The sequence below is a fragment of the Arthrobacter sp. NPDC058097 genome, from assembly GCF_042884885.1.
GTDB lineage: Bacteria > Actinomycetota > Actinomycetes > Actinomycetales > Micrococcaceae > Arthrobacter.
Map to the genome: position 1 here is coordinate 33107 of NZ_JBHVSZ010000009.1, position 11794 is coordinate 44900.

The following is an 11794-nucleotide window of genomic DNA, read 5'->3' on the forward strand; positions in this document are numbered from 1 at the left end:
AGACAAGAACTTCCCTCTTCCGCCGGGACATGCATGAATGCTTGCAGGCGTGCAAGACGGAAAGCCCGGTTGCAGGCACGCATGTATGGATAGATGATGCACGGTCAGTGTCAGTGTCAATTAACTCACCCCGGCCACGTCCAGGTGGGGACCTTCGCCGTCAAGGAGAGGCTTGCGCGTATACATGCCCGTAGAAAGCCCCAGCGGTCATTCATGCATGATTGAACGCAAGAACAAGAAGAGGAAAAGCCCCCGGCCAGCCATATGCAGCCTGCATGCTTACCAGCCAGCTTTCATGCATGCATTCCAGCTCGCATGCTGGCGGAAACAACTAGGCTCCCATCGGGACGACATGCCATCTTCCATCCAGCCCTGCAAGCATTCGTTCATTCATGCATGCCTCCGAGCCTGGCTGCGTTCTACCGCTAATAGAAGGGTCCAATCCAGAGCGGAGGCTAAATATGCCAGCATCCATCCCTGCCAGCTTGCATCCATGCATGAAGTCACCGAGCCCAACGCCACTCCGATGCGAGGGGCCACCATGGGCCGCTGATACGTTCCGACCGCCGGAAACAATGCCCTCCACCATTCATACCTGCCAGCGCGCAAGCTTTCCTTGGTGCCAGAAAGCCAGCCCGCCTGCAGGCGCGCATGAATGCATGAAAGCATGAAGGCAATTGAGTAAAATAATCGCCCATAGCCCCATATACATGGCCACGATCCGGCGGCGTCAGCCGCTCTCGACCTTAGCGGGCCCTGCGGGCTGCGGGGACCTAGCCTGCATCCCCACAGGCTGCCCTACTTTCATGCATGAATGCATACACACCCGCGCTCAGCCCTTCAAACAAGGCCCACAGAATATCCGATCGGCGGGGGAGGGTTGTGAGTCCGGGGGCGTCGGGCTGCCGCTAGGCGGCCCATGAGGGGGACACCAACCAGCCTGCAAGCGTCCTTTCTTTCATGCATGAATGAAAGCAAGGCGCCATGCCAGTTTGATCACAGCGGGGAGTGCTCGGCGTGGCTCCTTGTAACGCACACGTGGCCCCGGAAAGCTTGGGGCCATGCAAACAATCATGGTTTACAGCGAGTCAGGTGGCGCCACCAAGACGACATCGGCTGTATCACTTGCCGCTGTAACAGCCGCTTCGGGCCGCAAAGTCGTTCTCGTTGATCTCGACCCGCGTGCAGCTGCCAGCAAATGGATAGGTGTCGAACCGAAAGAGGAGGGCCTGCACGTGGGCGCCATCCTGGGAGATCCAGACCCCGAGGGATGGGCCGAAGACCTGGCCGTCGAGTCCTCCTGGTTCCCCAACCTACGTGTCGTTCCGTCCGCACGAAGCGTCTCTAACCGCGAAGCCGACCGGGCCGACCACGCGGAGCTGCGCCTTCGGGCATCCCTAGTGGGCATTGACGCTGACGTCGTCGTCATCGACTGCCCGAACCGCCAGGGTGGCCCGCTAACCCTCTCTGCTTTGAACGCCGCGGACACCATCGTGTACGCCGCCGGCGCCACTGTCGACGGGGTGGACGGCGTCGCCGGCGCCCGCCGCAGCGTGGACCAGTTCCGCATGTCGCGCAAGAGGATCGGGGCCCCCGACAACCTCCACGAAGCCGGCATCATCGTCGGGGCTGTAGCCTCCACCGTCATGTCCCGGATCGCGGTCGCCAGCATCGAGGAGCTGCGCGAAACCGGAATGCTGCTCACTCCGCTGGTTCCGCACCGGACGATTGTCCAGGAAATGCGAATGACCCAGGAGTGGTACGGGGAGTACCGCAAGGGCCTGCCCGTCGTAGAGGCCTACACCGAGCTAATGAAAGAGATCGTCCGATGACCGAGGCAAGCATTATCAAAGATCGTCCGGCACAGCTACGGCGCAGGCCGCGCCCGGCGCCGGATGAGACCGTGGATCCGGTTGACTACACCCCGTCCAATCCTGTGCCGGCGCCGGCGGCCGCGCCTGTTCGGTTGAAAAACGACCCGACAACCGGTGAGGGAGTGGAGCCTGAACCAGTTCCAGCGGCCGCCGCTGCCTCGGTCGAGGATGCGCCGGCTGCCGCAGCGGTCACTGAACCTGCAGCTCCTGCCGAAGTGGCTCGGGTCCAGGACGAACCTACCCCGCCTCCTGCAGCTACAGAACCCCCAGCTGCTACCCAAGCCGCTCCAGTCCAGGAAACGCCAGTGCCGGTTCGCGCCTCAGCACCCACAGGCCCTGCACCGGCCAAACAGTCCACTCGCGCAAGCAAGTCGTCCAAGTCGACCAACAAGAAGTCCTCGCGCCGGGAGGTCACTTTTCCGTTGAGCACCCGGGTGTCGCAGGACATCCTGGATCTGCTCTACGACGCCCAGGAGAACGAGGGGGTCACACTGCGGGACGCGATAGAACAGGGGATCAGGATGCGCTGGAGCTAAAACACCTACGCCGTCCCGGGCCATGCTTTCCTGCTTTCATGCATGAAAGCATGGCCCTCCTTTTTGCCCGCGAAGGGTCACCCGGTCTGACCGAACGCCATGTCTGCCAAGGACCATTCATCGGGCGGCCCTTCGAACATCTCCCATGGATAATCCTCGCCGGGGGAGAGGAGCTCCGTGACGGTGGTGACATTCTTGGAAAGCCATTCCCGCCAGACGATACGCTCGATCCGGTAGCGCTGCATCTGCGCGGCAACCGCCTCCAGGACCCCGAAGTATTCGGCCAGTTCCTTCAATGACGTGGACGCCACCACGGACCAGACTCTGGCTGTGCTCCGGCTGATCATTTTCCAAGCAGCCAGGATTTCAAGTGCTTCGGTGACAGCGGTGCGAGACAGCTTAGTTAGGCGCACGAGCTCCATGGTGGGCAGGGGAGTGGGGGACTGCTCCAAGGCCTCGTAGACGAACGCAGCCGGCAGACCCAGTTCCCTGAAAACCGGCCGCAGCGCATAAATCTTCCCTTTCCTCCAGGTCAGGTCTTCTGCTGCCGTCTTCAAATCCTCCGGGATGGTCAGCATGTACAGATCGCCTTTAGTCCCGCGGCCCTGCTCAACCAGGGTAACCAACGGATTGTTCTCAGAACGCAACGCCCTCAGGTGCGAACCCACGGTCGTGTGGTCCAACCCAGTAGCCACAGCCAAGGACCGGTCGCCGAACTCGATGAAGCGGGAGGCAGTCATGTGTGCAGCCTCCCCCAACGCCCGCAGCACCATTCTTCGTGCCAAACCTGTTCTGGAGTCGGTGTACGCCGGCTCTTTCAAACGCAGCGCATTTCGCCATGTCCTGATGTACCGGTGTTCAGCATCGGGATTCGAGGAGTCGATCGATTCTTTTAGAGCTATTAGGGCCCCCGCCTGTGTAGGGGGCTGGCTTGTGGGGGATATATGGACGCTGTTCTTTTTGGCTTCTTTTCCTTGGCTTTTTCGCAGGTGGGCAAGTGCGTTAGCCCAGTCGCGCTTGAGGGCCGGCATTCTGTGGCGGGAAGGGTAGCGTGCGTAGAAGGACGCCAAGCCCGGCCAGATGCCCTGCAATATGCGGCGCTCGACATCCACTAGCTCCATCCCGGCAGCCGCAGCATTCACGATGACTGCCTGCCGGGCGTCGGAGTCCGTGGCGTAGCGGTTGACGTCGTAGAGACCTGTGAGTGCCAGCTGCTGCATGGGCCGCGACATCCTGCCGGCAAGCCGCGGTGCCTTGGGTGTTTCAGTAGTGGCCGGAATGAACGACTGCTCGAGACGCAGAGCCCGCACGGCGGCAATCTCAGCCGCCAAGTCTGCCGTGAGGTTTGCCCAGATTTCCGGGCTGTTGGGGCGGCGGACGACGTCGTAAGCCATGTTCAGGCTCATGGCGAGCTGCTGGTGGCCGCCGCGTTTGTGCGGTGAGCCGGGGGTGCGCATGCAGCCATGCAGGAGGTTTTGGTGCGGGGTCTTGTCCAGGCTTCGGTGGCGGGTGCCCAGGGCCTCGACGAGGTCACGCGCTTCCGTGAAGGTAACACGCTGTTCGAGCGGAATGTAGACGTGCCGGCCGCCGCTGGGGGAGTAGTCCTCGATCCAGCGGGCGCCGCAGGAGTGCAGCCAGGTCTGCAGGGCACGGACATCAGCTTCTACCCAGTCCGCACCGGCGACTGAGGAGTCGAAGTCCAGGAAGATGGCGGCGCAGGTCCCGTCTTTGCCGAAGATGCGTACCGCCGCAGGAAGCGTGGGGAGGGCGTCGGTGAGGTCCCGTTCAAACTTCTGCGGGTAGGTTTTTCCGGCGTCACGGGAGAGACGCACACGGGGCTGCCCGGCCAGAAGAGGCGCCAGCGCTGACCACAGACGTGCGGGGTCGCTTGATTCGCGCGACACGCCAGCATCGTGTATGGCTGGCAGCACGCGCGCGTGCTGATGTACGATGAGGACAATCCTTTCGGGGAGATCCTGTTGCAGGGATAACAAAGGGCCGGCCCGCCAAGACCGGTTTCATACAAAAACCAATGGTCGACCTGTGAAGGTCCACCGCCCGACTTACAATCTGTCAGCCGCCAAGCAAATCCAGAATGTAAGTCCCAAGCTCACGACGGCCCGCCTTGTGCGGGCCGTCGTTATTTATGAGGCCAATCGGCCAAGAGGCAACTCCTCCTGCTGAGATATTGCGTGCAGTTTGGTGTTAGCCAGGCGTTCGTCGACCAAATCGGACAGCCAGTCGCTGACATACTGGTAGCCCTCTGCCTTGGCAATCTGGTCCATTGCGTCGGCTTTGGGCGTTGCGATGCGGAATCCGACGAATTTGCGGTCGCCCTTAGAGCGCCTGCCTGTACGTGTAACTGGAGCCATCATCCCTGTCCTTTGAACTCCGGTGACCCTGGCCAGCCACCGCTACTTCAATAGATTGGTCGAGCCAATTGCCTGTTGGCCCTGAGTCGGTAAATGCTAGGCACTCCACCCTTCTCTGAAACTGAAACTACCACCGGCCTCGTCAGCGATCCGGCATTGAAACAGAAACACCTTTCGGCGTGTTGAAACAGAAACAACATCCGCGTGAGCTGGAGGGACACGCGATTTCATGAGCTTTGGTTTGCACCTGGCGGCAAGTGCTCGCGAAGTCCAGCCTCCAGGGATCATGCCGACCGAGCGGTATCCACCGCCACAAGGTCCTCATCCTTGTTCAGGAGTTGAATCTAGCGGCGGACCGGCGGGGGAGAGAAGACGCCGTTTCCTCGCGATCCGGTCTGGCAGCCCATCGGTCGGTGCAGGGAGGCGTAGTGGCGTTGTCATCTTCAGAAGCCCTTTGCTACGGCTGCTGCCGCGGCGAGCCATGCGCGCTGTGTTGCCGGTTGGAGGGCGTCGTAGCGGATGGGTCCGTTGACGAGGGCGGGGTCGTAGGGGATGCGGACCACGGCCTGTACATGGGGTGCGAAGCCCTCGGCGATTCTTTGGGCCTCGTCCTTGGCGCGTTTGAGCGCGTCGCCGCTCATGCTTCGCTTGGCGTCGGTGGACTCGGAGACGATGACGACGGCGTTGCGGGCCAGTTCGGCGTCGTGGCCGCCGCGGGATTCGAGGGTTTGGAGGGTCAGGCGGGCGGCTTCGGCGCGGTCTTCGATGGCTGTCACGGGGACCACGAGCTGGTTGGTGTGGTGGATCATTCGGCGCCAGTTGGCGGCGCGGGCGGTGTTGCCGGAGTCCATGACGATGAGCCGGTAGTAGCGGGTGAGTACCTGGTGGGCGATGTCCACTTCTTCGGCGGTCACTTCGTGGTCGCCTTCGTCGTTCTCGTCGGAGCGCAGGACGTCGAACTTGTCGGCGGTCTGGTGGTGGACGAACCGGGCGATCTGTGCTGCTTGGGCGCTGGGGGAGAGCAGGGCCTGGGAGGAGTCGATGAGGTCCAGGACGCTGTTGTTGTGGCCGCCCTGTTCGGTGCGCCAGCCGAGGGTCCCCTGTGATTCGTTGTTGTCCCAGGCGACGGTCGCTGCGCCGCTGTAGCGGGCCAGGATGGCGCTGAGCATGACGACGGTGGGTGTCTTGTTAGCGCCGCCCTTGCGGTTGACGACCGCGACGGTGCGGGGCCCGGGCCAGTGTTGGCTGACGGTGCGGATGTCTTCGCGTTCGGCCAGCTCCTCGGGCGAGGGGTCCATGCGGAAGCCCAGGCGGCTCAGAGCGCCGCGCCAGCCGCGCGTGGCGGGCTGAATCACGGGAGCGCTGATCAGGAATGAGGTGTCTTTGAGGCTGCGCCTGGTGCCAGGCTCCTCAGCGGCTGGTGTGGCGGCCGGTGCGGGCTCCTGTGCTGCGTCCGTGACGGCTGCACCCAAGGTCACCGGCGCAGCGCCGGCTGGATGCGCTGGCGTTTCTTCGGCCGGAGGGGCGACGGGCGCCGGAGCCGGCGCGGCTGTGGCTTTGGCCGTTTCAGGTGCAGAGGCGGCCTTGACGGGCAGGGTGTCCTGCGCCTGCCGGGAGGCGAGCTTGATGGGGGTGGCTTCGCTGACGACACCGTCGGGGGAGACGATGATGAGGCCCTGCCCGTCCGGGTCGGTGGTGCTGACGCGGACGGGTCGGCCGAGCTGGATGGCGGTTTCGGTGATGATGCGTAGCGCGTCGGTGAGGACGGCGGCTTCGTCGGCGGCTTCGATCGGATGGGAGGTCCCGTTGATGGTGACTTCGCCGGTTCCGTTGGTGCGGAGAACGGCGTTGATTTTGGGGAAGTCGAGTGCTTGGGTTTCCATCATCTGTCCTTATTTTTTGCCGTTCGGGGGTGTGAAGCGGTTGACTTGCCAGGGCTTGTGGGCAGCTGTGCGGAGCAGCTGCACTTCATAGTCGCCGGCATCGGTGGGGAACACGACATGGCAGCCGAAGCCGTTGCTCTCATCGATCTTGAGCTGGCCTGGTCCGGTGACCTTGGTGGCCGGGATGTTGGCTGGGTCAACGTATTGGTAGTCGGCGGTGGCCTGGGCGGTCAGGAGTTGGCCGAGGTCCTGGATCCAGACCTTGTCCGCGACCGTGGGGCGGGCGTAGAGCGTCATGGCCTGGGTCGCGGTTTCCAGCGCGGCTGTTTTGCTTGCCTCGTCCCAGGCAATGCCCAGGGTGGCCGGTGCTGTGCCGCCGGGTGCCTGGGGCTTGCCGCCTGCGCTGAGGGTGGCCGGCGCTGTGGACGCCGGGGTGGTGGGAGTGCTGGGTGTTGGTTCCTTGGGCGTTGTGCTGGATACCGGCGCGCAGGCTGTGCACATAATCACAGCGGCCGCGAGGGCTGTCAGGGTGCGTTTCATGGTTCCTCCGGTGAGTCACTGCCGGGCAGGTAGAGAAAGGCGCTGGGGATGCCGTTCTGTACGGTGCGGGTGTAGTAGGTGTGGTCGTTGGGGGCGGGGTTGCCGTTGTAGCCCTCTTCGAGGAAGCTACCGTCACCGTTGACGGCTTTGACGATGGCGACGTGGCCGTAGGTGCTGTCTGCGCCTCCGGCGCCGGGGGAGTACCAGACGACTGCGCCGACACGTGGTGTTGTGCCGGTGGGCCAGCCTTTGGCATCCCAGCCGTCCTTCCACGTCAACGCGGAGCCAAGCACGGCACCGTCGGGCCGGAACGTGCCGTTAAGGATCTTGTACGGGGCGGTGGTGCTGCCCAGTTGCTGGTTGACGCGCCAGAGGGCGAAGTCAACGCATTCACGGTTGAACATGCCCAGAGGGGATGGCTCATAGATCGTGGCCGTGCTCCACGGCAGGTCATCCTCTTTGCCGGACTGGCCGGGGATACCGCAGGAGCTTTCGCCGCCGGCACCGGTGATCTGTACGTCCCCCAGGGCGGCGACGACCTCGACGGCGGCCGCCCAGTAGGGCCGGTAGTGGAACGGGTCCGCGTTGCGCTGGACCCTGTGCGCGGCCGTGGTGGGTTCCAGCTGTTCCCAGCCGTCGATCTTCTGAAGGGCCTTGAAGAAGTTGGTCGCCGATGCTGTGGGGTTCATCCGGTCCTGATAAGTGCCCCAGACGCCGTTGCCGCGCTGCTGGAACAGTCCCCGGGAGTCAGGCCCCGGTCCGTCTCCGTGGTCCAGGACGCGGAGCCCGGACTCGCCCATGGCCGTCATGACACCGATAGTCTGCCCCCGGGCAGACAGGCCAAGGGCTTTGCCCGCGTTGATGATCAGGGCGGCGTTCTTCAGCTGCCCGGCCCCGTAGCCGGCGACAGCGACCTTGGGCAGCTGGCCTGCGTCAACGCTGACGCTGGACCCGGTCGGTGAGCAAACATCGGCCGCCGCCTGGGAGCCCCCGCCGAACAGGATGATGGACAGCACCAAGCCGACGGGCGCAAGGACGGCACCGGCAACCAGCACGGGCCCGTTCCCCGATGATGTCATGTGTCCCCCTCACATCTGTCCAACTGACATTTGTCCCGACTGCTTCGCCCTAGGGCTGGTCCTCGTTCACTTCCGGTGTCGGGCCCTTCCTCAAGGTGTTCCGGTTCTCCCAGACCCAGTCCTTGACTTGATCTCTGGCGATCAACCATGTCTTCTCGACTTGGTAAGCAGGAATCACTCCGGTTTGGAGCCAGCGGTAGACGGTGTTCCGGGACAACCCGAAGATCTCTTCAAGGTCCTGAGGCGTCAGACGCTCCGGGTACTTGGCGAAGAGCGCTTCCAGGTACTTCGGGTCCACGCTCAGTCCGTCCCACCGCATAGAGCCAGCATAGACCACAAATTGGTACTGTGGTGTACTGGAAGTGATTGAAAGGTACTAAAGCTGTTATTGGGAGTCACTTATGGCCTTTCGTGTCGGATGGTACCGATACGATCTTTGCGGACATTAGTAGGGGATGTGAAATGCCGGTCTCAAAAAATCGCTGGGTGACGCTCGGCGCAGAAACACTCGACGAACCCGTTCCAGCGACCCCGGAAGAACCGCCTTTCACCCCTACGGGGGCTACCAGGCCGCAGCTCAGTGTTCCGCAGCCGGACCAGGCGGACCGGCTTCCCCGCAGGAACGTCACGGGAAGGGAACCGGAATTCTGGTGGCTTGGCGTGCACGGCGGCGCGGGCGAAACGTCGCTGGCACGGCTGGGCAGGGACACCAGGGCAGCCGATCATCACTGGCCTCTGACGGCAACCGGGTCCGTCGTCGTCCTGGTCGCCCGTTCCAATATCCCCGGCCTGGCCGCGGCACGGTTGGCGGCGCGTGAATGGGCTTCACGGTCACTCCCCGGGATCCAGGTCGCCGGCCTGGTGGTCATGGCCGACGCCCCCGGACGCCTCCCCAAAGAAATCCGCGACTTCTCCCGCATCGTCGGCGGGGGAGTGCCCCACATATGGCACTTTCCCTGGGTGGACGAATGGCGCTACGGCCACGACGTTGCCCCCGAAGAACTTCCCAAAGAAGCCCGCACCGTCCTCGAGCAGGTACCCCTCGCAGTAACTGCCACCGCCGCACTCACGGCCAAGTAGAAAGAAGAAACCCCTATGTTGTTCTCCAAGGCCATGGAATGGTCCAGCATTGCCATCACCGAGATACCGAACCCGGGCACCGGTGAAGCACCTCCCGGCTCCGAAGGATTGATCACAATCCTCAAATGGATCGCCTGGATCGTCTTCGGCCTCGCCGTCGCAGGCATTCTGATCACCGCCGGAACGATGATGATCAACAACCGACGCGGCGAAGGCGGCGAGCACGCCGGCCGCCTGGCATGGGTCCTGGGCGGCTGCATCCTCGCAGCCTCCGCCGGCGGTGTCGTAGGCGCCCTGGTCTAAGGAACCCAGCCATGACTGAACCGACTATGAACGAAGACCAGAACCCCCTGACCAAACCTAAGTTCATCATCTCGGCCGTTGTCGTGGCGATCATAGCCGCGCTCGGAATCATCCTGGCCCTGCTCCCCAAAGGGGGAGGAAACCCTGCAGCCGAACCAAGCAACTCCGGATCCCCCACAGCCAGCACACAACCCAGCCAAGAAGCGGCCGCAAGCATCTGCGGCCTGCCCTCCGGCGACCAGGCCAAACCAGCCACCGCACCGGCTGATACCAAGTGGGAGTTGGTTGGCAAGATCGCTGCACCGACATCGCCTACCCAATTCGGGCCCGGTAAGACCGAAGCCAACGGCCTCCGCTCCTGCTTCGCACATTCACCAACCGGGGCGCTCTACGCCGGGGCAAACATGATTGTTCTCGGGAGTTCCGGACGTCCCGACCTATTAGCCCAGTATCTCGTGGCGGAGGGACCGGAACGAGACAAGATGCTGTCGGAACCGCCGACCAGCGCCCCGACGACGGCACCGTTTCAGATCGCCGGCTACAAGGTCGTGGACTACACCGGTGATCGAGCCGTCATTGAATACGGCCTTACAGCAGCAAACGGCAGCGTAGGTTCAGTGCCCGTTGCAGTGCAGTGGCAAGGGGGAGATTGGAAATGGGTTCTGCCGGCCAGTGGCATGGCGGAAGCACGACAGCTCTCTGATTTGAACGGCTTCATTAGTTGGGCGGGTGTCTAACTTGCTTCCGGCCAACGAGAACGGTCAGCCCTGCAAACCGTGGGAAGTTGGCTGCGTCGTCTCAGACTGGGCGAATGATCGTGCCAATGACGCGGTCAAGAACATGGCCCAGGCAGTCGCAGACGCTGTGGGGAACGTAGTCAAGACGCTTGGGACGTTTTGGGTGAATGTGGGGACTCCCGCTCTAACCTCAGCCCCGGGTGGGTCCGCGGCGAGTGATCCGGTGTTGTTCCTGCAGAACAGCCTCTATTTTTGGACAGCGTCGCTGGCTGTGCTGTCTGTCCTTGTGGGTGCGGCAAAGATGGTGATCGAGCGCAGGGGCGCACCCTTGCGTGATCTGGGGCGTTCGCTGGCGACCCTGGTCGTCGTCTCTGGCGCGGGGGTAGCAGCCGTGGGCCTTCTGACGGTCGCGGCCGATAAATTCTCTGCCTGGATCATCGAGAGTTCCACGGAAGGGACGTCGTTTAACGAGAACATCACGTCCCTGTTGAAACTTTCAGCTACCAGCCCGATCGGCTCGATCATGATCATCCTCCTGGGGCTGATCGCGATCCTGGCCTCCGTGATGCAGATCGTCCTCATGATCGTCCGCGGTGGCCTGCTCGTCATCCTGACCGGGATTTTCCCTACGGCTGCAGCCTTTACGAACACCGAGGCCGGCAAGGGCTGGTTCCAGAAGTGCACCGCCTGGCTGATCGCCTTCATTCTCTACAAGCCCGCGGCCGCCATCGTTTACGCCACGGCCTTCCAACTCAGCGGAACCAAAATTTTCGGTGACGGCGGAGATGGAAAGGACTTCGGCTCCGCACTGATGACGACAATTACCGGGTTGGCCCTGATGGTCATTGCCTTGTTCGCCATGCCCGCGCTGATGCGCTTCGTGACTCCGATGGTGGGTGCCGTCGCCGGCGGCGGTGGAGGACTGGCGGCGGGAGCCGTCGGCGCACTGGCTTCCGGTGCTATCAGCATGGGCAGCGCCGGCCGCGGCGCTGGCAGCGGCGGTTCGGTTGCTTCCGCACCGGCCAGCAGCTCCAGCGGATCAGGGGGCTCCGAGGGGCCATCAGGGGCCGGTGATTCTGGAACGGCCGGGTCTTCAGGGACACCGGGCGAGACCGGGGGAGAGGGCACCTCCGGGGGCACCCCATCCGGAGCCGGCACAGAGGCTGCCGCAACAGACACCGCCGGCAGCGGTGCCACGGCAGCCGAGGGCAGCGGTGCCGCGGCGGCCGGTGGCACCGGTGCCGCCTCCGGCGCGGCAGCAGCAGGCGGGGCAGCCGCAGCAGGCCCTGCCGGGCTTGGCGTGGCCGCGGCCCAGAAAGGTATTGAGGCCGGCCAGGCTGCCGCCGGTGCCGTGAACACCATGACCGAAGACTCAACGGGGGGTGCCTGA

Annotated in this window: 12 protein-coding genes; 6 read left to right on the forward strand and 6 right to left on the reverse strand. The window is 63.4% G+C overall.

The window, feature by feature from the left end; genetic code table 11:
• Window positions 1-1061: 1061 nt before the first annotated feature.
• Complete coding sequence (locus ACFVTE_RS16070; RefSeq protein ID WP_387101969.1) at window positions 1062-1832, forward strand: ParA family protein; 771 nt, start codon at window positions 1062-1064, stop codon at window positions 1830-1832.
• A gap of 347 nt (window positions 1833-2179) precedes the next feature.
• Entirely contained in the window at window positions 2180-2410 is a 231-nt protein-coding gene (locus ACFVTE_RS16075) for a hypothetical protein (RefSeq protein ID WP_387101971.1), read from the forward strand.
• Window positions 2411-2487: 77 nt separating this feature from the next.
• On the opposite strand, the gene ACFVTE_RS16080 is transcribed toward ACFVTE_RS16075, so the two are convergent.
• The 6 genes from ACFVTE_RS16080 to ACFVTE_RS16105 form a co-directional block, all read right to left on the reverse strand.
• Window positions 2488-4314 carry a MarR family transcriptional regulator gene (locus ACFVTE_RS16080; protein WP_387101972.1) on the reverse strand — a complete coding sequence of 609 codons (1827 nt, stop codon included), beginning with the start codon at window positions 4312-4314 and terminating at the stop codon, window positions 2488-2490.
• A gap of 240 nt (window positions 4315-4554) precedes the next feature.
• Window positions 4555-4785, reverse strand: a complete 231-nt coding sequence (locus ACFVTE_RS16085) for a hypothetical protein (protein WP_251024689.1) — start codon at window positions 4783-4785, stop codon at window positions 4555-4557.
• A 440-nt stretch (window positions 4786-5225) separates the two neighbouring features.
• Window positions 5226-6668, reverse strand: coding sequence for a MinD/ParA family protein (locus tag ACFVTE_RS16090; RefSeq protein WP_387101974.1), 1443 nt, complete (start codon window positions 6666-6668; stop codon window positions 5226-5228).
• Window positions 6669-6674: 6 nt separating this feature from the next.
• Window positions 6675-7205, reverse strand: a complete 531-nt coding sequence (locus ACFVTE_RS16095) for a hypothetical protein (protein WP_387101976.1) — start codon at window positions 7203-7205, stop codon at window positions 6675-6677.
• The gene (locus ACFVTE_RS16100) at window positions 7202-8284 is read right to left on the reverse strand and encodes a CHAP domain-containing protein (RefSeq protein WP_387101978.1); all 1083 of its coding nucleotides are present in this window, start codon (window positions 8282-8284) and stop codon (window positions 7202-7204) included. Before ACFVTE_RS16100 ends, ACFVTE_RS16095 begins: the two co-directional genes overlap by 4 nt.
• 49 nt (window positions 8285-8333) lie before the next feature.
• Window positions 8334-8603, reverse strand: coding sequence for a helix-turn-helix domain-containing protein (locus tag ACFVTE_RS16105; protein WP_387101980.1), 270 nt, complete (start codon window positions 8601-8603; stop codon window positions 8334-8336).
• Between the two features lie 167 nt (window positions 8604-8770).
• On the opposite strand from ACFVTE_RS16105, the gene ACFVTE_RS16110 reads away from it, so the two are divergent.
• The 4 genes from ACFVTE_RS16110 to ACFVTE_RS16125 all read left to right on the forward strand — a co-directional run bounded on the left by ACFVTE_RS16110 (window position 8771) and on the right by ACFVTE_RS16125 (window position 11794).
• Entirely contained in the window at window positions 8771-9364 is a 594-nt protein-coding gene (locus ACFVTE_RS16110; RefSeq protein WP_387101982.1) for a DUF6668 family protein, read from the forward strand.
• A 15-nt stretch (window positions 9365-9379) separates the two neighbouring features.
• Window positions 9380-9667 (forward strand): hypothetical protein, encoded by a 288-nt coding sequence (locus ACFVTE_RS16115; RefSeq protein ID WP_377990271.1) that lies wholly within the window; start codon window positions 9380-9382, stop codon window positions 9665-9667.
• Window positions 9668-9678: 11 nt separating this feature from the next.
• Window positions 9679-10404 (forward strand): hypothetical protein, encoded by a 726-nt coding sequence (locus ACFVTE_RS16120; protein WP_387101983.1) that lies wholly within the window; start codon window positions 9679-9681, stop codon window positions 10402-10404.
• A gap of 271 nt (window positions 10405-10675) precedes the next feature.
• Window positions 10676-11794: a hypothetical protein gene (locus tag ACFVTE_RS16125; protein ID WP_387101985.1), complete on the forward strand. Its 1119-nt coding sequence runs from the start codon at window positions 10676-10678 to the stop codon at window positions 11792-11794.